General features: G+C 70.0%; 21 protein-coding genes. 8 read left to right on the top strand and 13 right to left on the bottom strand.

Annotation, left to right across the window (positions count from 1 at the left end; translation table 11 throughout):
* From pelF to AC0IY1_RS24650, 4 genes are all read right to left on the bottom strand, one after another.
* Positions 1-1,537, bottom strand: a 1,537-nt coding sequence (gene pelF / locus AC0IY1_RS24665) for a GT4 family glycosyltransferase PelF (protein WP_471773192.1), incomplete at its 3' end; no start/stop codon positions are given.
* The gene (locus AC0IY1_RS24660; protein WP_471773190.1) at positions 1,534-2,457 is read right to left on the bottom strand and encodes a hypothetical protein; all 924 of its coding nucleotides are present in this window, start codon (positions 2,455-2,457) and stop codon (positions 1,534-1,536) included. The genes pelF and AC0IY1_RS24660, both read right to left, overlap by 4 nt.
* The gene (locus AC0IY1_RS24655) at positions 2,454-3,362 is read right to left on the bottom strand and encodes a hypothetical protein (protein ID WP_156375857.1); all 909 of its coding nucleotides are present in this window, start codon (positions 3,360-3,362) and stop codon (positions 2,454-2,456) included. The genes AC0IY1_RS24660 and AC0IY1_RS24655 overlap by 4 nt, the downstream gene beginning before the upstream one ends.
* Before the next feature lie 322 nt (positions 3,363-3,684).
* Positions 3,685-4,368, bottom strand: a complete 684-nt coding sequence (locus tag AC0IY1_RS24650; RefSeq protein ID WP_471773188.1) for a helix-turn-helix transcriptional regulator — start codon at positions 4,366-4,368, stop codon at positions 3,685-3,687.
* Between the two features lie 742 nt (positions 4,369-5,110).
* Between AC0IY1_RS24650 and AC0IY1_RS24645 the strand changes: the two genes are divergently transcribed.
* On the top strand, positions 5,111-6,571 hold the full coding sequence (locus AC0IY1_RS24645; protein WP_471773187.1) for a tetratricopeptide repeat protein: 1,461 nt from the start codon (positions 5,111-5,113) through the stop codon (positions 6,569-6,571).
* A gap of 62 nt (positions 6,572-6,633) precedes the next feature.
* Entirely contained in the window at positions 6,634-7,935 is a 1,302-nt protein-coding gene (locus AC0IY1_RS24640; RefSeq protein WP_471773185.1) for a polysaccharide biosynthesis/export family protein, read from the top strand.
* A 29-nt stretch (positions 7,936-7,964) separates the two neighbouring features.
* On the opposite strand, the gene AC0IY1_RS24635 is transcribed toward AC0IY1_RS24640, so the two are convergent.
* On the bottom strand, positions 7,965-11,396 hold the full coding sequence (locus AC0IY1_RS24635) for a PAS domain S-box protein (protein WP_471773183.1): 3,432 nt from the start codon (positions 11,394-11,396) through the stop codon (positions 7,965-7,967).
* Between the two features lie 344 nt (positions 11,397-11,740).
* Here AC0IY1_RS24635 and AC0IY1_RS24630 point away from each other — a divergent pair, with 344 nt between their 5' ends.
* From AC0IY1_RS24630 to glmS, 3 genes are read left to right on the top strand one after another with little or no spacing between them, the layout of a single operon-like run.
* Positions 11,741-12,517, top strand: coding sequence for a sugar phosphate nucleotidyltransferase (locus AC0IY1_RS24630; RefSeq protein ID WP_471773181.1), 777 nt, complete (start codon positions 11,741-11,743; stop codon positions 12,515-12,517).
* Between the two features lie 4 nt (positions 12,518-12,521).
* The gene (locus tag AC0IY1_RS24625; RefSeq protein ID WP_471773179.1) at positions 12,522-13,451 is read left to right on the top strand and encodes an NAD-dependent epimerase/dehydratase family protein; all 930 of its coding nucleotides are present in this window, start codon (positions 12,522-12,524) and stop codon (positions 13,449-13,451) included.
* 34 nt (positions 13,452-13,485) lie between these two features.
* Complete coding sequence (glmS, locus tag AC0IY1_RS24620; protein WP_471773178.1) at positions 13,486-15,312, top strand: glutamine--fructose-6-phosphate transaminase (isomerizing); 1,827 nt, start codon at positions 13,486-13,488, stop codon at positions 15,310-15,312.
* A 203-nt stretch (positions 15,313-15,515) separates the two neighbouring features.
* Here glmS and AC0IY1_RS24615 read toward each other — a convergent pair whose 3' ends face one another.
* From AC0IY1_RS24615 to AC0IY1_RS24595, 5 genes are all read right to left on the bottom strand, one after another.
* Positions 15,516-15,776 (bottom strand): hypothetical protein, encoded by a 261-nt coding sequence (locus AC0IY1_RS24615; RefSeq protein WP_471773176.1) that lies wholly within the window; start codon positions 15,774-15,776, stop codon positions 15,516-15,518.
* A gap of 32 nt (positions 15,777-15,808) precedes the next feature.
* Positions 15,809-16,711: an amidohydrolase family protein gene (locus AC0IY1_RS24610; RefSeq protein WP_055958764.1), complete on the bottom strand. Its 903-nt coding sequence runs from the start codon at positions 16,709-16,711 to the stop codon at positions 15,809-15,811.
* Positions 16,704-18,014, bottom strand: coding sequence for an MFS transporter (locus AC0IY1_RS24605; protein WP_471773173.1), 1,311 nt, complete (start codon positions 18,012-18,014; stop codon positions 16,704-16,706). Before AC0IY1_RS24605 ends, AC0IY1_RS24610 begins: the two co-directional genes overlap by 8 nt.
* A gap of 154 nt (positions 18,015-18,168) precedes the next feature.
* Positions 18,169-18,831 carry a DUF4142 domain-containing protein gene (locus tag AC0IY1_RS24600; protein ID WP_471773170.1) on the bottom strand — a complete coding sequence of 221 codons (663 nt, stop codon included), beginning with the start codon at positions 18,829-18,831 and terminating at the stop codon, positions 18,169-18,171.
* A gap of 373 nt (positions 18,832-19,204) precedes the next feature.
* Positions 19,205-19,435: a hypothetical protein gene (locus AC0IY1_RS24595; RefSeq protein ID WP_055958459.1), complete on the bottom strand. Its 231-nt coding sequence runs from the start codon at positions 19,433-19,435 to the stop codon at positions 19,205-19,207.
* Positions 19,436-19,610: 175 nt separating this feature from the next.
* Here AC0IY1_RS24595 and AC0IY1_RS24590 point away from each other — a divergent pair, with 175 nt between their 5' ends.
* The gene (locus AC0IY1_RS24590) at positions 19,611-19,823 is read left to right on the top strand and encodes a hypothetical protein (protein ID WP_103711775.1); all 213 of its coding nucleotides are present in this window, start codon (positions 19,611-19,613) and stop codon (positions 19,821-19,823) included.
* Between the two features lie 156 nt (positions 19,824-19,979).
* Positions 19,980-21,398 carry a phosphatase PAP2 family protein gene (locus AC0IY1_RS24585; RefSeq protein ID WP_471773167.1) on the top strand — a complete coding sequence of 473 codons (1,419 nt, stop codon included), beginning with the start codon at positions 19,980-19,982 and terminating at the stop codon, positions 21,396-21,398.
* A gap of 44 nt (positions 21,399-21,442) precedes the next feature.
* Here the strand turns inward: AC0IY1_RS24585 and gcvA are convergent, their stop codons facing one another.
* A complete protein-coding gene (gene gcvA / locus AC0IY1_RS24580; protein ID WP_471773164.1) occupies positions 21,443-22,327 on the bottom strand; it encodes a transcriptional regulator GcvA in 885 nt (294 codons plus the stop codon).
* Between the two features lie 94 nt (positions 22,328-22,421).
* On the opposite strand from gcvA, the gene AC0IY1_RS24575 reads away from it, so the two are divergent.
* Complete coding sequence (locus AC0IY1_RS24575; RefSeq protein ID WP_471773161.1) at positions 22,422-23,669, top strand: MFS transporter; 1,248 nt, start codon at positions 22,422-22,424, stop codon at positions 23,667-23,669.
* A gap of 49 nt (positions 23,670-23,718) precedes the next feature.
* Here AC0IY1_RS24575 and AC0IY1_RS24570 read toward each other — a convergent pair whose 3' ends face one another.
* Both AC0IY1_RS24570 and AC0IY1_RS24565 read right to left on the bottom strand, forming a co-directional pair.
* Entirely contained in the window at positions 23,719-24,225 is a 507-nt protein-coding gene (locus AC0IY1_RS24570) for an ureidoglycolate lyase (protein WP_471773158.1), read from the bottom strand.
* The coding region (locus tag AC0IY1_RS24565) for a cupin domain-containing protein (protein WP_471773155.1) at positions 24,222-24,677 on the bottom strand (456 nt) is incomplete at its 5' end. The genes AC0IY1_RS24565 and AC0IY1_RS24570, both read right to left, overlap by 4 nt.

Here is a 24,677-nt window from a genome sequence, read left to right as displayed (position 1 = left end):
CCGCCGGTCCGGTATCCCGTAGGGATTCGGACCGTCCGGAGGCTGGTGGGTCGAGAGCGGCCGGGTCGACGGAGTCGTAGAGCGCCTCATAGAGGCCGACGATCCGGTCCTGATCGAAGACCGCATGAATGCGCGCACGCAAGGCCCGGCCCATGCGCGCGCGCAGGTCGCGGTCGAGCAGGAGGCGCGCGAGGGCATCGGCCGTCGCCTGCGGGTCGCAGGCGCGCACGACGAATCCGCCCACCGTGTCGGAATCGGACCCGTCCGATCCTTCGAGGATCTCGCGGCAGGAGCCGACATCGGTCGTCACCGCGGGCACGCCGGCGGCCCCTGCCTCCAGGATCGCCAGGGGTTGGGCCTCGCTGATGCTGGTGAGGGCGATGACGTCGGTCTGCCCGAAATAAGTCTTCACGTCCCGAACCCGGCCGAGGAACCGGACGGTGTTCTGCAGGCCGAGCTGGCGCACCAGGGTCCGGCACTCGGCCGCGTAGGAGGGATCCTCGTCCTCGGGCCCGATGATGATCGCGTCGACGTCGGGGACCTGCCGGCGCAGCAGGCCGGCAGCTTCGATGAAGGTGCGAATGTCCTTGATCGGGACGACGCGGCCGACCAGGAGGACGGTGGGGCGGCGCGGCTGCGGACCGGGCGGGATGTCGGCGAACTGGTCCAAGCGGATGCCGTTCGGGATCATGCGCAGCTTCGCCTCGGGTGCCCCGTCCTCGATCTGGTAGAGCTGGTTGGTACGGAACTGCGTGGTGATCAGGTCGGCGGCGTCGTAAGTGATTCGCGCCATGGCGTTGAAGGCGTTCAGCCAGACCCGGCGCAACTCGGGATCCGTGCCGGTGACGGCGAACCCGCCCGCACCGGACTCGTAGATCCAGTCGGCGATGGAGAGCTCGATCCGCCGCTCGTTGGTATAGATGCCGTGCTCGGTCACCACGAAGGGCCGCCCCGTCAGGGCCTTGGCCCGGGCCCCGAACAGCCCCGGATAGCCCGTCGAGATGGCATGGTAGATCCGCGCCGGCGGAATCGGCGCAGTGGCGATCGCGATGAGGCTGCGCGCCAGGAAGCGCCAGGTCCAGAAGAAATCCACCAGGGGCGCCCCGGGGAGCATTGCCTCGTAGATCCGTTCGAGCGCGGTCCAGGCGGGGCGGGAATCGAGCAGGGCCCGCTGCCGGAGATCGCACCGGTCGAGCTCCCTGACGCACCGGACCCAGGCCGGCGCGCCACCATCGGTGAGGACGGCGTGCAGGTCCCGGATCAGCGGCGCGATCGCCTCCCGCCCGCGCAGGAGCGGCAGGCGTCCCGGCGGGCAGGCATCGATCGGCACATCGACGATGCGCTCGACGTTCGCCGGAAGGTCGAATTTCCGTGTCCGTTCCTGGTCCGAGGTCGTGAAGGCCACGAGGCTGAAGCGCTTGGCCGGAAAGCTGCGGATGAAGCTGTCGGTCCAGGAGGAGACCCCGCCGAGGAGGTAGGGGTACCCACCTTCCACGAGCAGGCACACGTCCGATGGGCCGGCGGCGTCTACGCTCACGGCAGAACCTCCCGCGGGAGGGACGCTGTCCGAGCCGCGCTCTCGGCCTCGATGGCGGCGAGCAGCGCCCGGGCGGCCTTGTTTTGCGGTTCAGCCGCCAGGGCCCGGCTCGCGGCGACGCGCGCGGCCGCCATGTCCGTGCGGGCCTGCAGGGCTTCGGTCAGGCCCGATTCGGCATAGGCGCGGCGCGCCTTCGCGAGGGCGAGCCAGGGGCCTGCCGCGCCCGGGGTCTGGGCGGCGGTCTCCTCCAGGGCGATGAGATCCCGGGTGAAGCGAATCTGGAGCTTGGCCAGGACCGTCGAGGCCAGCACGCGCACGGAGGCGTCCCGGTCCTGCAGCGCGGCATGGATGACGTGGGTGAGGCACGGATCGAAGCGTCGTCCCACGATCGCCAACGCCTCGAACTTGGCTTCCTTGACGCCGCCCTCGAGGATGTCCGCCAGGGGAACCACCGTGCTGGCCTTGCCGACCCGGAGGCGCCCATCGCGCAGGTCGCTGCTGAGCCGGCCGCAATCGGTTCGCGGATCGAGATGGCCCACCGCCTCGAGCCAGGTTCCGAAAGCCTCGGCCGGTCGCGGATGTGCCGCGCTGCGATCGAGAAGGGCGAGGCCGATCGCCAGGAGAGTGCCGAAGGGACCGCCGATGAAGGTCCAGAGGGTGAGGTGAGCCAGCCGCGCCGCGTCGCCCGGAGGCTGTGCGTCCTGCAGGGTGCGCAGGCTGAGGATCAGGCACAGGCCGACATGCCCGGCGAGGACGACGACGGGACCCACGAGGGCATGGAGCAGCGCCGCCGCGAGGGCGATCTCCCCGAGGGCCGTGGCGAGGGCGACCGCGGTCGGAGAGCGAGGGAGGCGAACGGGCACGTCCCAAGCCGGCCGGGGCCGCGCGGCGGCGAGGGGATCCGGGACGTCGATCATCATCGCTCCGCCCCGGCCATCAGGCTGCCCATGGCCAGGGCCATGTCCAGCGCACGCGGCGCGGCCTCAGCGAGGGTTTGGTTGGGCAGCAGGCCCTCGACCAGGAGCAGTCCGCGCGGGCCCGGGGCGCCGTGGGCCGGAAGGGCGACGGCGAGGACGGCGCCGCCCGGCAGTTTCCGGGCATCCGCCGCGCGATCCCGGCGCCAGAGTCGATCCGGCGCCTGCGCGACGGCTTCGGCCAGCGCGCCGTCGATAGCCGGTGCGGTGACCCGGTCGCGCGGCCCGCCCTCCCCGACCGTGGCCAGGGGGACGAGGCCCCGGGGCGTGGCCGCATAGACCGTGAGCCGGGAGGCTCCCACGAGCCTGCGGCCCAGCTCCGCGAGGCTCGTGGCCAAGCGGAGACCGTCCTCGGCATCCAGGCAGGCGAAGGCCTTGCTCACGCTGCCGAGGGAGCGGGTCTCGGCGGCGATCCGGAGTTCGAGGCGACCGATCTCCGCCATGGCGGCAGAGAGGCCGCGGCCGAGACTGTCAGCCTCGTCGAGGGCGTCGTCCCGCTGCTGACGCAACTCGGCCGCGTGGAAGATGTGGAGGCTGCGCAACCCGCCGAGGACCAGGGCGCAGGCCAGCCACGCCGTCGGCTCGGCGACGACCTGACGTGAGTAGGCGTAGTAATCCTGGGTCGCGAGTTGCGAGGGCAGTGCCGAGCTGTACAGCGCCAGAGTCGCCACCAGGGTGGCGAAGACGCCGCCCGCGAGGCCGTACTGCGCCGAGATCAGGATGACCGGGATCCAGAACGGCCGGGGTGTCATCCAGGCGTAGCGGCTGCCGTCGAAGACCAGATGGTCGATCAGGACCAGGAGCAGCACCAGCCCGATTGCCTCCGGGACGTAGCGCCGCCATCCCAACAACGGGCTGGACGGATCCTGATCCGAGGCGCCCCGCTCACCCGCCGCCGCAGCCGTCACAGCATGGCCCCCCACAGGCATCCGCGGCAGGTCACCGAAGTCGATCGTCGGTGCGCCGCAAGGTCCGGAAACATCTTGAAAAGAGCAGGAATTTCGTTGGGAAGAAATATCGCCGGAACTAGCGAACTCGGATTACCACAAGATCAATTCGGTCATCCGTCCGTGTTATCCGTCCAGGGGCAAGTCTTTTGCCCGGCCGTGGGCGCGCGCCCGGTTGACCGGGCGCGGCTCGGATCGGACTCGGGAAGGGGGACGCCGCCGCGTGTCAGGCGTTGTGCGTGACCGTCAGGGACTGCGCAGCCTTCGCCTGATCTGCGGAGGGTCGCGCGTGGAACCAGGCCCCGCCGAGATGGGGGGCCCAGGACACCACGCCCTTGGTGTTCACCAGATAGGCGAGCTCGGTCCGGTTCTTGGCCTGGAGCTTCTTCATGATGTTGCGCACATGCACCTTCACGGTGTTGGTGCACATGTTGAGTTCGTAAGCGATCACCTTGTTCGGCTTGCCGATCTGCAGGACGCCGAGGACAGCCGCCTCGCGCTCGGTCAGCCGGACCGACCCGCGTCCGCGCGCCTCGGCGGCCGGTGGGGCTGGGGGCGTGCAGACGATCCCGGACGGGACGAAGCAGCCGCCGGCCAGCACCAGCGCGATGGCGCTCTGGGCCACCTTCACGGAACTCGTCATGGGGATGAATCCACTGAGTCCCCGCCGCATCGCTTCCGTGACCTGATGGTAATCCTCCAGTTCCGATAGGAGGACGACCGGAACGCCGGGACTGACGCTGGCGAGGGTCTCCAGCTCACTCTCCATCTGCGCGATGCTGCGATGGGTTGCGGCGATCACGATGACGGAGGCCGGGGGCCGGTCCTTGGCGGCCTTCTGCCAAAGTCCGACGGTGCAGAAGCCCAGGACCTGGGGCGCGTCGGCACTTCTCTGGATCTGGGAGATCAAGCTCTCCCGAAACAGGACCCGGGGGTCGATGATGACGACTGTGGATTGCTCAGACCTCGCAACTGAAATGTCCGATTCGATTGCGACGAGTGACATAGTCAGCCCTCCCATGCGATCTTCGGCATGCGCCGACTCCAGCACCACTCGTGAGATCCGAGATGTGTGCCTCGACGATTTGATTAGCTACATTGGGATTGAGTGGATTACAAGCGATTACTTGAAGATCGGTTTGGCATTAATCTTTGATAAGAGATCGGTGGTTTTTCGACTTCCGAATTAGAAAATCATCGAGCCTCCGCGGAGTCGATTGCGCAAAACCGACTTCGAATTCTCTCGGGAAACCTTTGAGAGCACTGGCGTCGACTCGCCCGGGCCTTGCCGCGTGAGGCCGAGGGGTTGCCTTGCGGGCCGATCGGGATTGAACGGACCCGTTCCGGATCGGCTGCGCCAGAGCTCTCGTTCCCCTGTTCATCGAAAGCCGTCTCCGCCGGGCGAATATATCCCGAGCCAAAAAGAGTCTTTCGTCTAACGAAGATGCATTAGATCGCTCGATTTCGAGCGCATTCGCGGTATGAAACGGCGTGAAAACCTTAGTTCTGGATTCTTGTCTTTCGTTTTTTTACTTGGTCTGATGCTGTGCATCGGAGCTTGGGCGCGGACAACGATACATGTGGGCCAGTCACGGCACATCGTCGATCTGTCTTCCTCGTAACACCGGGTGCGCGGGCGCAGCGGGGCGGACATGAGGATCGGCTGGCGCTTCCTCGGTCTCTGGGCCTTCGCCGCCGCCGCGACCGCCTACGCCCTCTCGCCCGGCTCAGAGGAGCAGCTCGCGATGCTGGCGCGGGATGGGCGAACCAGCGAGGCTGCGAGCGAATTGGCGCGGCTCCTCGCCCTGGGACGCCGGGATCCGGCCTTCCTCGCGGCTGCGGCTCGTGCCCTCGAATCCACCGGCAACCGGGGGCTCGCGGAGGATCTCCTCGAGCGGTACCTGGTGGAGCGGCCCGGGGACGTGCAGGTCCTGGAATGGCTCGCCAATCTCTACCGGGCCTCCGACGACCGTCCGGCCGCCACCCGCACCCTGGTGGCCCTGGTGGCCCTGGCTCCGACCCGGCCGCGCCTGTGGGCGCTCCTCGATCTTTACCGGGCCCAGGAGCGCCTCGACGAGGAGCGCGAATTCCTGAAGAGCATCGTCGACGAGACCCTGCTGCGGCCCGTGGACGTCGAGCGCCTCGGCATTCTCCTGTCCTGGGCCGGGGATCGCGCGGCGGCGTTGGCCGCCCTGCGCCGGGCCGACGCGCTGATGCCGGGCACGCAGGAAATCGGGCGGATCGTCCTGTTCGACCTCCTTCTGGCCGAAGGCCTGCGGGCGGAGGCCGCCGAGCGCGCCGGGCATTGGATCGCCGATTGGCGCGACAAGCCCTGGCTCGGCGTGCACGTGGTGCGCCGGATGGCGGCGCGGGGGGATCCGACTGCAGCCGTCGCTCTCGGCGCGCAGGTGACCGCCCTCAGCCCGGATACGCGCTTCTACCTGGCGCGGGTGGTGGCCGAGGACGGGAACCGACGCATCGCCACCACGCTCCTCGAAGACTGGGCGCAGGACGGTCCACAGCCCTCGTCAGACGCTGTGGCCGGCTACGTGGCGGCCGCCTACGCCGTGGGAGACGTTCCGGCGCTCTGGAGGAAGGCCGCGCGGATCCTCGCCGAACCCGGCTGGTACGAGGCGCAGATCGCGATCGTGGAAGCCCTGGCCCTGCGCTACGGCCTCGATGCGATCGGGCCCCTGCGGCCCCGCCTGTCCTGGGCCGCCTTGCAGCGCCAGCCTCTGTTCGCCGCGCGGCTGGCGCTGCACGAGGGCAACACGGTCCTGGCCCGACACGTCCTCGGATCGGTCGATCCGGCGACCCTGACCGCTCCGGCTCGGATCGAGTGGGTGGCGCTCGTCAGCCTGATCTCCGGCGACACCGCGGCCCTGGCGGCCCTGGGCGATCTCCTGCGCCGGGACCGGCTCCCGACCGACCTGCTCCCGGTCCAGCTGCGCCTGGCCGAGCGCCTCGGCAACGGCGGGGAGCAACGCCTCGGCCTTGAGGCCCTGCGTCGGAGTGCCCTCGCGCCGGTGGCTCTCGCGCGGCAGGCCCAGGCCCAGCAGGCACAGGTTCAATCCACAGCGAAGGCCGGGTCCGACGCCCGGAGGGTGCAGTGAACGGCGCCCCGACGACACCCCGATCACCGGGCCGAAACCCACGAACACAAGGAGCCGAGGTCATGTTGAGATGCCGAGCCGTCGCCTTCGCGGTGCTCACCCTTCTGGCCGGTCGGGCGGCCCTGGCCGATGGCGGGCCGGTCCTCCGCTCAGGGGACCGGCTCAAGATCACCTTCTACGAGACCATGGAGATTCCCAATCCGGCACCCGGCGACAAGGGCCAGGCCGCGGGCGCCGCCGCGGTAATCCAGACCTTCTACCAGCGGGTGGACCTCTCGGGCGAATACGCCATCGAACAGGGCGGCGCCCTCTCGCTGCCGTTCTTCGGCTTCGTTCCGGCGGCCGGAAAGCCCCTGGAGACCCTCAAGGCCGACCTGATGGGCGTCTTCGAGACCGCCTTCGGCCGGCACGGCGGCGTCACGGTCGGCCTCGTGCAGCGTGCGCCCGTCTTCGTCGTGGGGTCCGTCCGCGCGCCGGGCGCCTACCCGTACACTGGCGGAATGATCGTGCTGCAGGCGGTGGCCCTCGCGGGGGGGCGGGACCGGGATCCCGCCACCCTCTCGGGGGTGGTGGAGACGCTGCGGGAGCGGGAGCGGGAGGACGCCGCCCGCACGCGGCTGAAGCGCGCTCTGGCGCGCAAGGCCGCGCTGACCACGGGCCGGATGGGCACGGAGGTGCAGGAGCGGCTTCGGACCCTGGCGGGCCCCGAAGAGGCGGCGGCTCTCCTGGGCGCCGAGGCGAAGGTGCTGCGCCTGGAGGCGAGCCTGCAGACCAGCGATGAGGGATCGCGCAAGGCCGCGGCAGAGGCCTCCGGCATCGAGGTCGACCTCCTGCGCAAGCGCCTGGAGACCTATGGAGCCCAGATCGCGGCCCGTGGCGACCGGCTGCGCACCATGGAGGCGCTGTTCTCCCGGCAGGTGGTCGAGAGCGAGCGCGTCGCTGACGTTCGCCGCGACTTCATCGACATGGAGGGGCGTCGGCGCGACTACGAAGTCGGGATCCTTCAGGCGGAGCAGCGCCAGAGGATGGCCCGCGAGGCCCTGGACCAGGGCAATGCCCGGCAGCGCCTCGCGGCCGAGCGCGAGATCGCCCTGGTCGATGCCGAGATCGCATCCGCCGAACGGGCCCTGTCGACGGCCTCCGTCGTGGGCGCGACGATGAGTGCAGGCTGGGCTCGCGATCCGGCCCTCGCCTATCGCATCGTGCGCAGCGGGGCCGGCGGCGCACAGGTCCTCTCCGCCACGGAGACCGACACCCTCGAGCCCGGCGACGTGCTCAAGGTCGTGATCGATCCGCGCGGGGACGAGCATTCCCGGAACGCCACAGCCGAGGCCGCGCCATCCCGGACCGACTCGGCACCCTAGGCCCCGGATCGAACACCGGAAGGTCGGTCCTAGCCGACGGCGGATCGCGGATGGGTCGTCGGGCTGGTCGCCCGCGGCCGGCCCCAGGCGGCGAGCGCCGCCGCGCATTCGGCGGATTGGCGGGCCAGCATCCGTGCCTCGCCGAGCAGCCGGCGAAAGGTCTCGGGGCCAGCCTGCGCGATCCGCCGCTCGTCGCAGCGTTCGAGGGCGCGGCAGGCGTCCGAGAGCGCCGTGAAGCCGAGGGTTCCCGCCGATGAGACGCAGCTATGCGCCTCGAAGCGCAGGCTGTTGCGTTCCCCCTCGGTCTCGGCCTCGTGCAGGAAGCGGGCGTCCAGTTCCTCCGCGAGGGCCTGGAGGAGGCCGGTGGTGCGCGGTGCGCCGATCAGGGCGACGATCTCGTCGTAGATGTCGCGGTCGAGGAGGCCGGATTCCGCGGCCGCCTGATCGGCGGGCGGGACCGCACCCGTCCCCGACGACAGCCATTTGTCGACCATCTGGTAGAGGGCGGCCCGGTTGAACGGCTTGCCGATATGGTCCTCCATCCCCGCCTCCCGAAACATCCGGATCTGCTCGGGCAGCACGTTGGCGGTCATGGCGATGATCGGCATCGCGGCGGCGGCCACGTTCAGGGTCCGGATGCGGCGGGCCGCCGTGAGCCCGTCCATGCCGGACATCTGCACGTCCATCAGCACGAGGTCGAACGCGGTCTCCGCCACCGCCCGGACGGCGGATGCCCCGTCCGAGACCACGTCGACCGCGTAGCCGCCGATCTCGAGGGCCGCGCGGGCGAGTTCCTGGTTGATCGGATTGTCCTCGACGACCAGCAGACGCCCGCTCCGGCGAGGCGGGCGTGCGGTTCTCACCAGCGCGAGGGGCCGTGCGTTGGTACCGGGCGGCAGGGTCAGGGCGAACCAGAAGGTGGCGCCGACGCCCGCCTCGGAGAGGACGCCGATCTCACCGCCCATGAGGCCGATCAACTGCTTGCAGATGGCCAGGCCGAGGCCGGTTCCGCCGAAATCCCGCCCGATCGAGCCGTCGACCTGGGAAAACCGCTTGAACAGCCGGTCCTGCCGGTCCCGCGCGATCCCGATCCCGGTATCCGACACGCCGAAGCGCAGGCGCTCGCCGGTCTCGTCGGTTCCGGCGTGCCGGACGCTGAGAGTCACGCCGCCGCATGCGGTGAACTTGATCGCGTTGTTGAGGAGGTTGAGCAGCACCTGCCGAAGGCGCGCCTCGTCGCCGAACAGGCTGTGCGGGATTGCCGGATCGACGACGGACCGGATTTCCAGGCCCTTCTGCTCGGCCGAACCGCGGATGATGGTCAGGCAGCTGTCGATCAGGGCGTAGGGGTCGAAGGCTTGTCGGTCCAGTTCGATCGCGCCGGCCTCGACCTTGGAAAAGTCGAGGATGTCGTTGACGACCGTGAGCAGGGCACCCCCGGAGGTGCGCACGAGTTCGGCCTGGCGCTGCAGATCGGGCGGGAGCCGGCCGGAACTGACCATGAGGTCGGTGAAGCCGATGATGGCGTTGAGGGGCGTCCGGATCTCGTGGCTCATGGAGGCCAGGAAATCGGTCTTGGCCGCGCTCGCGCGCTCCGCCTCCAGGCGCGCCGCCTCTGCGTCGCGGGTCCGGGCCGCGACGCGATCGCTCAACGTCGCGTTCAGTTCGCGCAGGGCCGCCTCGCTCGCGCGCAGGGAGCGCTCGGCGGCGTCGCGCGCCGTGTCATCGCGCATGGTCAGGACGGCGCCGACCTGATGTCCGTCGCGACCGACCAGGGGCCGGGCCGAGCCGATCGCCAGGATCTCGACGCCGTCCGGCCGCCGCACCCGCCAGCGGGCATCCTGCACGCTCTCGCCCCGCACCGCCCGCGCCAGGGGCAGGTTCCCCGGAACGTAGGGCGCCCCGTGCTCGGTATAGAGGTGATAGGACTTGCTGTAGTCGTCCGGCTCGACGTCCAGGCGCGCGACCCCGTGGATCGCGGCGGCGGCCTCGTTCACGAGAGTGATCCGGCCCGCCGTATCCGTGACGATTACGCCCTCGGCGAGTTGGGCCAGGATGGCGTTGTGCGCCGTCTCGGCCACGTCCCGGTAGCGGGCCTCGCTCTCCGCCGCGGCGCGTTCGGCCCGCTTGCGGGCATCGATGTTCCGGAGGGATGCGACGTAGCCGGTGGCGCGGCCGTCGACGGGACTCCGGGTCACGGTGAAGGAGATATCCGTCCAGATCCAGGTGCCGTCCTTGCGCCGGTAGCGTTGCTGGCTGGCGGTCCGCTCCACGCGCTCGGATGTCAGGCTGTCGAGTACGACCCGGTAGGCTTCGGCATCCTCCGGATGCACGCAGTCCATCGGGCGCAGTCCGATCATCTCCTCCGGCGTGTAGCCCAGGACGTTCAGGGAGGCCGGCGAGACGTAGCGCCGGGTCGTGTCGAGGTCGCTCTGGATGATGACGTCGGAGGAGTTTTCGGCCAGGAGCCGATAGCGCGTCTCGCTCGCCTGGAGGGCGATCTCCGCGGCCCGCCGCTCCGTGGAGTCCCGCAGGATCTTGGTGAAGCCGAGGAGCGTCCCGGCTTCGTCCCGAATCGGGTGGATCACGACGCTCGCCCAGAAACGCTCGCCGTTCTTGCGCAGGCGCCAGCCCTCGTCCTTGAAGACACCGAGGTGCTGGGCAGTGTCGAGGGCGCCCTTCGGGGCGCCCTGCCGCCGGTCGTCCTCGCCGTAAAAGCGCGCGATGTGCGTCCCGATGATCTCCTCGGCACGGTAGCCCTGGATCCGCTCGGCGCCGGCGTTCCAGTTTCGCACCAGCCCGGCCGGATCGAGCATGTAGATGGCGTGGTCGCTCACACCTTCGACGAGGCGGCGGTAATTGGCCTCGCTGGCCTGGAGTGCCCGCTCGGCCCGGGCCCGCTCGTCCGCATGGGCCCTGTTGGCCACCAGCGTCTGCTGCAGGCGGAGATGGGCGGCGACGATTCGGGCGAGATCCGCGAGTTGGTCGGCCTGCTGCGCCGAGAAGGTGCGGGGCTTCGAATCGATCAGGCAGAGGGTGCCGGCCCGGATGCCCGGCTGCAGGATGATCGGGGCACCGGCGTAGAATCGGATGTGCGGCTCACCCGTCACCAGGGGGTTGGCGGCGAATCGGCTGTCCCGGCTGGCGTCCTCGACGACCAGGATCGCATCGGCGTGGATCGCGTGACTGCAGAAGGAGATCTCCCGAGGGGTCCGTTCCAGGTCGAGCCCACACCGGGCCTTGAACCACTGTTCCCGCTCCTCGACGATCGAGATCAGGCAGATCGGCACGTCGAACAGCACCTGTGCCGTCCGGCACACCGCATCGAAATGCGGCTCGGGCGGGCTGCCGACCAGCGCCAGGGCTCGTAGCGCCGCCAGGCGTGCGGCCTCGTTGGATGACATCGGCGACATGCGGGTGAGCTGGCCTGGAGCGGAGCTGTGACCGGTGAGTCCACGCATCAACCTCTTCGACGGAAGTCCGTAAATGCGACTTAACGGTAAGTCGGTGAGGGCGCGGCTTCCAAGCTCGGAACGATGTCCGGCCATCACGCTTTGGCGAGGATCCCCCCAACTGCCCTACGCCGTAGCGAAATCGGGTTAGTGCGCGCTTCCCTTGGATACGGCTGCTAAGCCCACCAAGGCGGTTGCTATGAAGTCTTAAAAATCCGTTAATCTTATCTGTGGGGATAATATTCGAGAGACTTAAATTCAATTTCGATCAAACTATTGAGGAGGGTGCAATGCTTGAAGTCGTTCCAGACCGGACAGATCATCATCTGAGATCTTCGGAAGCTGCGCATGCGTTGCATCTCTACGACGCGTCATCCGCGCGCCTGGTTCCGCAGGTCACGTCGACCCCGGCGATCAAACAGGCGGTGGTGATGGCCGGTGGCAAGGGGACGCGGCTCCATCCCTATTCGGCGCTGTTTCCCAAGCCCCTGATGCCCCTCAACGACATGCCGGTCCTGGAGCTGCTGCTGCGACAGATGAAATGCGCGGGCATCACCGATGTGATCCTGGCGGTGAACCATCTCAGTCACCTGCTTGAGGCCTTCTTCCGGGACGGCGAGCGCCTCGGCCTCAACATCCGTTACCGGCTTGAGGACCAGCCCCTCGGCACCGCCGGCGCCCTCGGCGCCATGCTGGACGACCTCGACGAGGCCTTCTTCGTCACCAACGGCGACCTTCTCACGACCCTCAGCCTCAAGAACATGATGGCTGCCCATCGGGAGGCCGGGGCCGACATCTCGATCGGCGTGTTCGAGCGCGAGGTGAAGATCGATTTCGGCCTGATCGAGATCGATGAGCGCAGCCGCATGACGGCCTATCGCGAGAAGCCGAAGAGCACGCACTTCGTCAGCATGGGGGTCTACGCCCTGTCGCGGGAGGCGGTCCGCCAGCACCTCGTACCCAACACCTACCTCGACATGCCCAACCTCATCGCCAAGGTGAAGGCGGCCGGCGGCGACGTGGCCTGCTTCCACGAGGATTGTGTCTGGCTCGACATCGGGCGTCCCGACGACTTCGCCCTCGCCCAGCAGATGTTCGTCTCGGATCGCAGCCTGTTCCTGGCCTCGTGACGCGATGTCGTCGCATCAGCCGGGCGGCGGCATCCTGATCAGCGGCGCGGGGGGCTTCATCGGCCGGGCCCTCGCCGCGCACCTCGACGGGCGGGGGCTGCCCGTCGCGACGGTCGGCACCCGGCGGGATGTCCGGGCCGAGCACTGGACCGTGGCGCCCGGGCACTGGAGCGTCGCGACCTGGGGAAAGGCCCTGGACCATTTCCGGCCCACCACGGTGTTCCACCTGGCGGGCGCGACGCAGGGGACGCCGGAGGGATTGCAGGCGGTCAATCTCGGCCTAGCCCAGGCGCTCTTCGCCGCCCTGCGCCGCACCGGGCTGCGGCCGACCGTCATCGTGGCGGGAAGCGCCGCCGAGTACGGCGACGCCGTCGTCGATGGGGTACCGGTGCGAGAGGATGCGCCCTGCGCACCGCTCACGGCCTACGGCCGGAGCAAGCTCGCCCAGACCCGGGCCGCCCTCACCTTCGCGGCCGAGACCGGGATCCGCGTGCTCGTGGCGCGGATCTTCAACCCGATCGGCCGGGGATTGCCCGGCCATCTCGCGCTGGGCGATTTCGCCCGGCAGATCGACGCGATCGGACCGGGCGGCGGAACCCTCGTCACCGGCGACATCGAGGTCTGCCGCGACATGCTCCTCGTCGACGACGTGGCCTGGGCCCTCGCCCAACTCGCCGCCAATCCGGCCGCTTCCGGGGTGGTCAATTTGTGCACGGGCGTACCCACCCGCATCGGCGACCTGCTGGAGGGCATGATCCTGGCCTCGGGCAAGCCGATCACGATCGCCCGCGACCCGGCCCGTCTGCGCGGCGGCGAGCGCCGGGTCATCGTCGGCTCGCCCGACGCTTTGGCCGCCCTCGGCGCGAAGCCGCCGCGGCGCGACCTGCGCCAGGCCGCCGGTACGATGCTGACGGCTCCCCTGCGCGCCGCCTGATCCTGCCTTCCACCCAGCCTTCAGGAGACCACCCATGTGCGGAATCGTCGGAATCGTGGGCCGCGAGGCCGTTGCGGGGCCCGTGGTCGAGGCGCTGCGGCGCCTCGAGTACCGGGGTTATGATTCCGCCGGGATGGCGACCCTGGAGGCAGGGCGGCTGGAACGACGCCGGGCCGAGGGCAAGCTCGTCAACCTCCAGCTCAAGCTGATCCAGTCGCCGCTCACCGGCCCCATCGGCATCGGTCACACCCGCTGGGCGACCCATGGGCGGCCCAACGAGACCAATGCCCACCCGCACGCCACCGCCCGGCTGGCGGTGGTCCATAACGGCATCATCGAGAACTTCCGCACGCTCAAACGGCGGCTGGAGGCCGACGGCGTCGCCTTCGAGACAGAGACCGACACCGAGGTCGTGGCCCAGCTGGTGAGCTGGCACATGGAGCGCGGCCTGGACCCGGTAGAGGCGGTGGCCACCACCCTGCCCCAGCTGCGCGGCGCCTTCGCCCTCGCCTTCCTCTTCGCCGGCGAGACCGACCTGCTGATCGGAGCCCGCCACGGCGCTCCCCTGGCGGTGGGGTTCGGTGCGGGCGAGACCTATCTCGGGTCGGATGCCCTTGCGCTGGCTCCGCTGACCGATTCGATCACCTACCTGGAGGACGGCGACTGGGCCGTGCTGACGCGCCAGGGGGCCGAGATCCGGAATTCAGCCGGAGCGCCGGCCATCCGGCCGCGCCAGACCATCGTGACCCAGAACTACCTCGTCGACCGCGGCAACCACCGCCACTTCATGGCCAAGGAGATCCACGAGCAACCCGAAGTGGTGGGCCGGACCCTGGCCCATTACATCGACCTCGCGGCGAGCCGCGTCCGGCTTCCCGTGACGCTGCCGTTCGCCTTCGCCGACCTGACGCGCCTGTCCATCACCGCCTGCGGCACGGCCTACTATGCCGGCCTCGTGGCCAAGTACTGGTTCGAACGCCTGGCCCGACTGCCGGTCGAGATCGACGTCGCCTCCGAGTTCCGCTACCGCGAGGCTCCGCTGAGCCCGGGCGAGGCCGCCCTGGTGATCTCGCAATCGGGCGAGACCGCCGACACCCTGGCCTCCCTGCGCTACGCCCGCGCCCAGGGCCAGCACATCCTGGCGGTCCTCAACGTGCCGACCTCGACCATGGCGCGGGAATCGGATGCGGTGCTGCCGACCTTCGCCGGACCCGAGATCGGTGTCGCCTCCACCAAGGCCTTCACCTGCCAGCTGACGACGCTCCTGTGCCTCGCCATCGCGGCGGGCCGCGCCCGGGGGCATCTGGACGCGGCCGAGGAGCGCCGGCTCGTCGACGCGCTGATCGCCATGCCCGGCCTGATGGCGCAGGCGTTGCGCCAGGAATCCGAGATCCAGGGCTTGGCCCAGGAGATCGCGAAGGCCCGCGACGTGCTCTATCTCGGCCGCGGTACCGCCTATCCGCTCGCCCTCGAAGGTGCCCTGAAACTGAAGGAGATCTCCTACATTCACGCCGAGGGCTACGCGGCGGGCGAGCTCAAGCACGGCCCGATCGCCCTGATCGACGAGGCGATGCCGGTCATCGTGATCGCGCCGCACGACGCGGTGTTCGAGAAGACGGTGTCGAACATGCAGGAGGTTGCCGCGCGCGGGGGACGGATCGTCCTCATCGGTGATGCCACCGGCGCGGCCGCACACGGCCTGGATACCCTGGCGACGGTGATGATGCCGGAGGTCGAGCCGGCCGTGGCGCCGATCCTCTACGCCATCCCGATCCAGCTCCTGGCGTACCACGCGGCGGTGACCATGGGGAAGGATGTCGACCAGCCCCGCAACCTCGCCAAGTCTGTCACCGTAGAGTGATCGTCACCATGGCGTGGCCGTGCGGGGTCGAAATGCGAGGGGGACGGCCCGGCCCGAGGCGGCGCGCTACTCTGGCATACCAGACCCGCGCCCGGCGAAGTGGTGCCGGTCGGAGGACCCGGTAGGAAGGACAGACGCTTTCCTCCCAAGGCGAACACCTTCACCCGCCCGGCTCCGGCCGCGGCGGGTTTCTTGTGTCCGCGTCAGGATTTCGGAAACGCTTTGTCGACCTTGGTGTGGCGCGGCTTGACCCTGGCGTATCGGGTCGCGCGTGGCCCGGAAGCCGGGCGCTGCAGGCGCATGTCACCGTAATAGTCATTGCCACTCGGTCCGAAGGTGCCGCCGGTGACCACGCCGGGCGTGTCGGGCGCACCCATCAGGCTGTCGAGCGGTCCAGCCGCGACGGCCGAGGCGTGGAGCGAGACGCAGAGGAGCAAGCCGGCGGCCGGGATGTAGCGCATCACCGGACCGTAATCCGCCTGTCCTGCACAGAGCCTTAACGAAGCCCTGGCGGGAAGCCGTAGAGCCTGTGCGGGTTGTCGACGAAGAGCTTTCGCCGTCGCTCCGGGTCCGGAACCCAGTCCGCCATCAGGTCGAGCAGGTCGCCGATGGCGGGCATCGGCCCCCAGGTCGCCACGTGCGGCCAGTCCGAGCCCCAGAGGCAGCGATCCGGCGCGGCCTCGTTCAGGGCCCGCGCGAACGGGACCGTGTCGGCGTAGGGCGGCCCCGCCGTAGAGGTGCGGAACGCACCCTGGAGCTTCACCCAGGCGCCGTCGCGCACGAGGTCGACGAGGGAGCGGAAGCCCGGATCGTCGAGGCCGGCGGAGGTGGGGAGATGGCCCATGTGATCGATGACCACCGGCACCGGCAGCCGCGACAGACGGGTGGCCACCGGCGGCAGGTCGCGCGCGTCGAGGAGGAACTGCAAGTGCCAGCCCATCTCGCGGGCGAGCTGCCCGTAGGCCTCGACGTCGGCGAGACCGACGCCGCCGCCGAAGAGCACGTTGAGACGGAGCGCCGTCACGCCGGCCTCTTGGAGTGCGGCGAGCGCCCGGTCGGGCAGGCCGAGGGGAATCACCGCGACGCCGCGCAGGCGCTGGCGATGCGCCCGCAGGGTCTCGAGGAGGAGGCGATTGTCCGTGCCGTGCACGCTGACCTGGACGAGGACGCCGTAGGCCATCCCGGTCGCATCGAGCATCGCCAGGTAATCCGGCGCGGCGGCGGCCGGCGGCGTGTAGCTGCGCGGCCGGACGAAGGGATCGTCCGGCGGGAGTCCAATGACGTGGGCGTGGGTGTCGACGGCCCCTGGCGGAACGGTGTAGCGGGTCGGCCCACGCGGGTGCGGCTGCGGCCCAGGGCAGGCGGGCGCCTCGTCGACGGAGGGAACGGCTTCACGCATCGGCATGGAGAACGCGGCCCCGGGTTTCCGGCAGCGCGTAGGCGGCCGCGAAGAAGAGAATGTAGGCACCCACCGCGAACAGGCAGATCGCGTTGGCGAGGGTCGTGGTCTGCGACAGGGCACCGACCAGGAAGGGAAACAGGGCGCCGACGCCGCGGCCAAAGTTGTAGCAGAATCCCTGTCCCGAGCCGCGCAGCCGCGTCGGGTAGAGCTCAGTGAGGAAGGCCCCCATGCCGGAGAAGTAGCCGGAGGCGAAGAAGCCGAGGGGGAACCCGAGGACCCATAGCAGCTCGTTCGAGAGCGCCACCTGGGTATAGACGAGGATGACCGCGATGGCTCCGAGCGAGAAGACCAGGAACAGGGTACGGCGCCCGTATCGGTCGGCGAACCAGGCGCCGGCGAGGTAGCCCGCGAAGGAGCCGGCGATCAGCGCGGCGAGGTATCCGGTCGAGGAGACGATCGAGAGCTTGCGCTCCGTGGTCAGGAAGCGCGGCACCCAGAAGGTGATGGCGTAGTAGCCGCCCTGGCATCCGGTCGCCACCAGGGAAGCCAGCACCGTCGTCCTCAGGATCGGGCCGGAGAAGATCTCCCAGAGGGCCGGCCGGTCCCCGGCGGCCGCCGCCCGCGCCCGGGCCTCAGCGGCTACCGCCGGCTCCTCGACATAGGCCCGCAGGTAGAACACGAGCAGCGCCGGCAGGGCGCCGAGGGCGAACATCCAGCGCCAGGCCTGCTCGGCCGGCAGAAGGGAGAACAGCGCGGCCTGCGCCAGCACGGCCAGCCCCCAGCCCACCGCCCAGCCCGACTGCACCGAGCCGACGGCCCGGCCGCGGTACTGGGCGCGGATCGTCTCGCCCATGAGCACTGCCCCCGCCGCCCACTCGCCACCGAAGCCGAGCCCGAGGAGGGCGCGGCAGATCAGGAGCTGGTTGAAGTCCTGGACGAAGGCACAGAGCAGGGAGAAGAACGAGAACCACAGGATGGTGAACTGCAGCGTGCGGACGCGACCGATCCGATCGGCGAGGTACCCTGCGCCCCAGCCCCCGAGGGCCGAGGCGAGGAGCGTCACCGTACCGGCGAGACCCGCCGTCCCGGCATCGACGTTCCAGAGCTTGATGATCGTCCCGATCACCAGGGGATAGATCATGAAGTCCATGCCATCGAGGGCCCACCCGGCCGCGCAGGCCCAGAAGGTGCGCCGCTCGGGCGTCGTCATGTCGGCGTAGAACCCGGTGAGGCTCGTGTCCTCGATGGGGACGGCCGCGGGGGTGGAGAGGCCAGCTTGCGCCTGGGTCGTCCCGCTCATGCCGCCTCCCCTCGCCCGGCCCGCCGGTGCCGGGCCAATGCGATGCAGGGAGGCTAGCGCACGGCGCCGGCCCTGGGTAGCCGGCGCCTCCGGGAGTGCGCAGCGTTCCGCGTGCCTGGAAGATGCCCGGAAGATGCCCGGGCGCGCGCCGGGCTCAGCCGGCCCGGCCGCCCATCATGCCCTGCATCTTCGTGAGCTGGGAGATGTGGAGCTGGATCAGCGGGATGGCGCCCCGGGCGATGCGGCGCAACTGGGGATCTTCCCCGGTCTCCGCGTAGCCGCCGTGGATCGCGTAGGCCTCCTGGTGGCCCTGCAGCGAGGCGTTGACGAAGGCTGCGTCGTATTGCGGCCCTGGCTGCATCCCGGACAGCTGCGACAGGATTTGCGCCTTCTGCTCGTCCGAGGTCATGCCGCCGGGCGGGGGCGCGCCGAGGACACCGCCCACTGCACCCACCGTCGCCCCCGCGACGCCGCCGGCGACGGCAAGGGGTGCCGTGACGAGGCCACCGATCAGGCCGCCCGGTCCGGGCGGTCCGCCGGCCGCCGCCATACCACCGGTATAGGGCGCGAGCTTCTTCGAGAGGTTCACCTGCTCGACCACCTCGGCCCGGGAGAACTTCTTGACGCGTGGATTCTGAGTCTTGTCGAAGGCATCCCGCGCCGTGTTCTCGAGGAACAGGCCGCCCTTGGTCGCCATGTTCAGGTAGACGGGGGTCGGGATGGCACCGGCCGGCGTCGGCTGCGCGACCGCCGTGCGGGTCACTGCCAGGGCCGCCGTGGCCGTCAGCATGCTGAAGAGAAAATCGCGACGATGCATCGAGGGACTCCAAGGGAAAGGGGGCACCCGGGCAGCAACACGCAGCTCAGGCCACGTCCTCGGGAACCGGTTTTCTGAAGGCCCTGTTCCCTGAACTTCGATCGCCCCGCGATACCCTCACGCAAGACTTGGTCGAGAAAATCTCGCTCGACCAAGTCTTGTTCGACCAAGTCTTGTTCGACCAAGTCTTGTTCGACAAAGCCTTCCGCAGCTTCCTCGCGGATGCGCAGAGGCATTTTCGAGAATTTTTGCCCGGAGAAAACTGGCTCGAAGCAACCTGACTCGAAGAGGAGGCCTGTCCCAAAGGAGGCAGGCCTGCGTCTCCAGTCCCACCCACGTTCGGGGCTGCCGCCGCGGGAGGGGCTTCAAGGCCTCAGTTCTGTTGCGGCTGTTGCTGACCTCCGCTCGGCTGCTGGTCCTTCTTGTTCGCCTTGCTGTGCCCGACGGCGCAGCCGGCGGCGGCGCCCATCTTTCCGTGCCCGGCCATGTGCCCGGCGACGCCGCCGACGACCGCGCCCTTGATGCAGCCCTTGGCATCCGCCTGACCCCCGAGGGCGATGAGACCCAGGGCGAGGCCGGCCGTACAGGCGAGACTGATTTTCATGGATGACTCCTTTTGACGGGTAATTCTTCCGCTCGTCGTCAGCGTCCAACCGGATGCAGGATCAACGTGTTCCGGCGCCGAACGGGTCAGGGAGGGGCAAGCGAGGGCGCGAAAGGCTGTGGTTGGGGACGGCCGCACCCATTGCCGGCAACCGTTCGTCCGCCACATGAGGCTCATGGCCAGCGATCTTGAGCACGAACGGCATCGCCGTCCCGATGAGATAACCCTGCCGACCTTGAACGAGGCCACCCGGCTCCGTCTCGGCCGTCAGCTGCAAGCCCTCTACGAGCCCGTCATCGACGAGCCGCTCGACCCACGGCTCGCCGAGCTGATGCTCCAGCTCGACGCGGACCGGGACGCCGCGATCGGCCCGGGTCGATCGGCCTGAACGCTCGACTGCTTCGGGCACGCTCCTGACGTCCGCCTGTCACGTGCAACTTCTATGACCCGATCCGAGCTGCCCGATTCCGCCGCGTCTGGGCTCGGAGTTTAGGGTTCCGGAGCCTCTGGACCGGACCTGGCAGCGAGCACCGGAGACGACCCCATGGCGAAGACCCTGAGATCCTGGACGACGGCCCTGTGCCTCCTGGCGCCCCTCCCGGCCGCCGCGCAATCGGCGCAGAACCTGACGGCCCTCAGGGGGCTCGCGCCCGTCAGCGCCCTGGGCGAGAGCGCGGTGGGACGAGACGCCCTCGACGCCAACCTGACGGTCACGGGCACGATTCAGGCCGGTGCCGGCAAGGTGCCCTTCCTGCTGCCGCTCATCGAGCAGCGTCAGCTCGCCCTGCGCGATTCCTTCATCACCGACGGAAACGCGACGGAACTCGCCGACGGGCTCGGCAGCAAGCTCGGCGGCCTCTATCAGGCCAAGGCCCGCTACGCCGCTGACGAGACCTTCACCAGCGTGGCCGCGTCCGTCGCCGACCTCCTCGGCTACACCAACAATGTCGCCAAGTCGGATTCGAATGCGGGCAAGTATTTCTTCGCGAACGCCACCACCAACGGCAAGGCGCCGGTCTCGGAGGCTGCCGCCGTCATCCTGACGGAGCGCGGCGGCACGACGGACGTATTCGGCAAGGCCTATGACCGACCCGCCGGGACGCCGGGCAGCGATGTCCACGGCGATGCCCGCCCGTTCCAGACCCTGCCGAGCCTGTTCGCCTATCGCGGCATCGACTACTTCGGCCGGCCGTCCCACAGCCTGGACTGGCTGCGAGGCCCGCGCATGAACCTGCTCGACAGCCCCTCGTATCCGAGCGGGCACACCACCTACGGCTACACCGAATCCGTCGTGCTCGCGATCCTGGTGCCGGAGCGCTACCAGCAGATGATCACGCGCGCCGCCGAGTACGGCACCAACCGCATCGTCGTCGGGGCGCATTACGCGATGGATGTGCTCGGCGGACGGGCCGTCGCCCTGCACGCGGTCGCCCATCTCCTCGCCAACGATCCCGCCTATGTGGGCCAGATGCGTCGCAACCCGGCGGTGGTCAACGACATGAGCCGCGGGACGAACACGGCCGTGACGGTCACCGATTATCGTGCGGCCCTTGAAGCCGCCCGCACGGACCTGACCGCCTTCCTGAAGGAGGCTTGCGGCGATACGGTCGCGACCTGCGCGCGCGCCGATACCGGCCGCTTCCGCGATGCCGCCGCCAATGCGGCCCTCTACGACGCGACACAGACCTACGGCCTGCCCGTCGTGCATCCGCAGCGGGTGGGCACGACGGACGATGTCGGCCGGATCGCGCCGGAGGCCGGACACCTGCTCACGGCCGCCTTCCCGGCGCTCAGCCTCGCGGAGGCCAACGCCATCCTGACGGAGACCCAGGGGCCGGGCGGCGGGTTCCTGGACGATGGATCGGCCTTCGGCGTGTATGCGCGCCTCAATCTCTACGCGGCTGCCGGCAAGGCTGCTGCCCTGGCCGCCCGCAAGGCCGCCCCCTCTCCCACCGCCCGCTGAGACGGGCGGGGCGGGCCCCGCCGGGAGCGCGGCGGGCCGGCGCCTCAAGGGTCGGCCGCGGCGACCAGCCAGGCGCAGAATGCGCGGACCGCGGGATCGTCCGCGCGGGCCTCCGGCACGTAGGTGAAGTAGCTGCGGGCCGGCAGCGCGGGGCCGGCGAAGGGGCAGGTCAGCCGGCCGGCCGCGACGTCGTCGGCGATCAGCCGGTCGGGCCCCATCGCTACGCCGAGGCCGTCGAGGGCCGCCTGGAGCGTCAGGTAGAAATGCTCCAGCGTCACCGAGGCCTGCGGCTCCAGGCCCGGCACGCCGGCGGCTTCCAGCCATTGCGGCCAGACCTGGGGCAGCGTCGCTGCGTGCAGCAGCGTGTGGTGCCGAAGCGCGCCCGCCTCGGTCAGGGGCAGGCGCCGCAGCAGGCCAGGACTGCAGACGGGGATGCGGCGCTCGGTGAGAAAGGGGCGCCCGATATGGCCCGGCCGCAGGTCGGGGCCACCCCGGATGGCGACGTCGAAGGGCTCGGCCAGGTTGGCCAACGGCACGTTCGAAGTGGTCAGCCGCACCTCTACGGCGGGATGGGCGCGCTGGAAACCGGAGAGCCGCGGGATCAGCCAGCGCAGGGTGAAGGTCGCCAGGGCGTTCACGCGGAGCAGGCGTGGCCGTCCGCGCTCCAACTGTCGCGTCGTTGCCAGGGCGATGCGGTCCAGGGCGGCGCCGACCTCGGCAAGGTAGCTCGCGCCCGCCTCCGTCAGGACCACGCGACGGTTGTGACGCTCGAACAGCGGCTGGCCGAGCCAGGCTTCCAGGGCCTGGACGTGCCGGCTCACCGCCCCGTGCGTGACGCGCAACTCCTCGGCGGCCCGGGTGAAGCTGGCATGGCGCCCGGCGGCCTCGAAGGCCTTCAGCGCATTCAAGGGTGGCAGACGACGCAGCACGGGTCAGGTTTCCTCACGCGAGCGTCAGCATAAGACGTTTGTCAGCCGTGGACGAGCGGGCGATCCTGCGTCGGCAAACGAGGATCATTCCCGCATGTCGTCCGCCCAGGACCTGAACGCCTCATGTCGAGCGTCCGCCGTCGACGCCCTGCCTCATCCGGAGGCGCAGCGGACGCTGGCGGCCGTCGGCCTGAACCACGCCCTGCACGACGGCTATACGGACCTGATCTACGTGCTTCTGCCGGTCTGGCAGGCGGAGTTCGCCCTCGGCTACGCCGCCCTCGCCCTGTTGCGCAGCCTGTACAACGGGGCCCTCGCCGCCCTGCAGATGCCGTCGGCCGGGCTCGCGGCGCGCTTCGGCGCGCGGCGGGTGCTGGTGTTCGGGACCCTGCTGAGCGCCGGGGGCTATGCGCTGGCCGGCCTCTCGGGGAGCCTCGCCGGTCTCTGCCTTGCCCTGACGCTCGGGGGCATCGGCAGCAGCACCCAGCATCCCCTGGCCTCGGCGGTGATCACCCGCGCCTACGGCGGGTCGGCCCGCGGGCCGCTCGGCACCTACAACTTCACGGGCGATCTCGGGAAGGCCAGCGTACCACCCCTGCTCGGCCTGCTGCTGTCGCTGATGGACTGGCGCTCGGCGCTCTGGCTCATCGCCGCCCTGGGCCTCGCGGTGGCGCTCGGCCTCCTGCGCCTGCTGCCGCGTGACCCGGTATCACGGGACGGGAGCCCGGCCAGGACGCCGCGACCCCTGACGCCCGACGGGACCGGAGGCGCCGGCTTCCGGCTGCTCGTGGCGATCGGCACCCTCGACAATGCCGCCCGCCCGGCCTTCCTGCTCTACCTGCCGTTCCTGCTTCGGGAGAAGGGCGCCGGCCTGACCACGGTGGGCTTCGCCCTCTCGGCGGTGTTCATCGGGGGCGCTCTCGGCAAAGCCGTCTGCGGGCGGTTCGGCGAGCGGTTCGGCGTGACCCGGACCGTCATCCTGACGGAGGCCGGCACGGCGCTGGCGATCCTGGCCGTGGTGGTGCTCCCGCTCTGGCCGGCCCTGGCGCTCCTGCCGGTCCTCGGCATCATGCTGAACGGGACTTCCTCCGTGCTCTACGGCACGGTGCCGGACCTGGCGCCCGGGGGGCAGGTCGAGAAGGCCTTCGCGGTCTTCTACACCTGGACCCTGGGCGGAAGCGCCCTGGCAGCCCCCCTGCTCTACGGACGGTTGGGCGATGCTGCCGGACCCCGCGTCGCGATGCTGGCTGCCGCCGCGACGGCGCTGGCCGTCGTGCCGCTCATGATCGTCCTGTCGCCCCGCCTCGCCGCCGGCGCCTCCTCTGCGGCAAAGGCGCGCTGACGAGCGGGCGCACGCCTGCTGCCTGTGCGTTCCAGAAGCGCGAAGCCGCTCAGGGTGCTGCGGGGGCCTCGATCGTCCAGGGCTGGTCGAACACGTATTCCTCCAGGTTCGTGCCGAGCCCGCCGCGGTCGATCACGAGAAAGTCCTGGGGCGCGCCGAAGGGGGTCAGCACCCCGTGCCATGTGCCGATGCCGTAGCAGACGCCCTGCCCCGGCGCCGTGACGAAGGCGTGCGGCCCGCCGGGGCGACCGCCCTCGTCGGGGCAGACCACCACGAGGAACGGCGCGGCATCCAGGGGCAGGAAGGCCTGTGCTCCGAGCGGGTGGCGCTCCACGAGGCTCACGGCGAGGGGCAGGCCGTAGGGTTCGGCCTCCACGTAGCCGATCACCACATGCCCATCCTCGCCCGCCACCCGCACCTGTGCGAGGTCGTGGAAGCGGCGGGCCTTGCCGGCATTCATGGAGCGCGGCGCGACGGCGTCCTTGTCGATCACGGTGCCGAACGGGGCGAAGGCCTCCGCCGTCAGCGGTGTGGCGACGATCCGGCGGTCGTTCATCGGCGGGCCCGGATGGGGTCGAGCGCGGGGTGTCGGTTGACGTCCTTGTAGAGGAGGTAGCGGAAGGGTCCGGGTCCCCCGGCGTAGCAGGCCTGGGGGCAGTAGGCGCGCAGCCAGAGGAAGTCGCCGGCCTCGACCTCGACCCAGTCGCGGTTGAGCCGGTAGACGGCCTTGCCCTCGAGGATGAAGAGGCCGTGCTCCATGACGTGGGTCTCCTCGAAGGGGATGGAGGCGCCCGGGCGCAGGGTGACGATGTTGACGTGCATGTCGTGGCGGACATCGTCGGGGGCGACGAAGCGGGTTGTGGCCCAGGCCCCGTCGGTGCCGGGCATGGGCACGGGGGCGACGGCAGTCTCGTGGGTGACGAAGGCGGGAGGCGGCTCGAGGCCGGGCACGCGGGCGTAGGCCTTGCGGATCCAGTGGAAGCGGGTGGGTCCGGTTCCGTCGTTGCG

Source organism: Methylobacterium sp. AC690 (assembly GCF_979256535.1).
The sequence above is the reverse complement of the archived record's forward strand: the minus strand, read 5'-3'. Positions and strand labels throughout refer to the sequence as shown.

Excerpts from the sequence above, each read along its gene's own strand:
- AC0IY1_RS24660 (WP_471773190.1), bottom strand. The coding sequence starts at position 2,457 with ATGATGATCGACGTCCCGGATCCCCTCGCCGCCGCGCGGCCCCGGCCG.
- AC0IY1_RS24645 (WP_471773187.1), top strand. The coding sequence starts at position 5,111 with ATGAGGATCGGCTGGCGCTTCCTCGGTCTCTGGGCCTTCGCCGCCGCC.
- AC0IY1_RS24640 (WP_471773185.1), top strand. The coding sequence starts at position 6,634 with ATGTTGAGATGCCGAGCCGTCGCCTTCGCGGTGCTCACCCTTCTGGCC.
- AC0IY1_RS24635 (WP_471773183.1), bottom strand. The coding sequence starts at position 11,396 with ATGCGTGGACTCACCGGTCACAGCTCCGCTCCAGGCCAGCTCACCCGC.
- AC0IY1_RS24625 (WP_471773179.1), top strand. The coding sequence starts at position 12,522 with ATGTCGTCGCATCAGCCGGGCGGCGGCATCCTGATCAGCGGCGCGGGG.
- glmS (WP_471773178.1), top strand. The coding sequence starts at position 13,486 with ATGTGCGGAATCGTCGGAATCGTGGGCCGCGAGGCCGTTGCGGGGCCC.
- AC0IY1_RS24610 (WP_055958764.1), bottom strand. The coding sequence starts at position 16,711 with ATGCGTGAAGCCGTTCCCTCCGTCGACGAGGCGCCCGCCTGCCCTGGG.
- AC0IY1_RS24605 (WP_471773173.1), bottom strand. The coding sequence starts at position 18,014 with ATGAGCGGGACGACCCAGGCGCAAGCTGGCCTCTCCACCCCCGCGGCC.
- AC0IY1_RS24600 (WP_471773170.1), bottom strand. The coding sequence starts at position 18,831 with ATGCATCGTCGCGATTTTCTCTTCAGCATGCTGACGGCCACGGCGGCC.
- AC0IY1_RS24595 (WP_055958459.1), bottom strand. The coding sequence starts at position 19,435 with ATGAAAATCAGTCTCGCCTGTACGGCCGGCCTCGCCCTGGGTCTCATC.
- AC0IY1_RS24590 (WP_103711775.1), top strand. The coding sequence starts at position 19,611 with ATGGCCAGCGATCTTGAGCACGAACGGCATCGCCGTCCCGATGAGATA.
- AC0IY1_RS24585 (WP_471773167.1), top strand. The coding sequence starts at position 19,980 with ATGGCGAAGACCCTGAGATCCTGGACGACGGCCCTGTGCCTCCTGGCG.
- AC0IY1_RS24575 (WP_471773161.1), top strand. The coding sequence starts at position 22,422 with ATGTCGTCCGCCCAGGACCTGAACGCCTCATGTCGAGCGTCCGCCGTC.
- AC0IY1_RS24570 (WP_471773158.1), bottom strand. The coding sequence starts at position 24,225 with ATGAACGACCGCCGGATCGTCGCCACACCGCTGACGGCGGAGGCCTTC.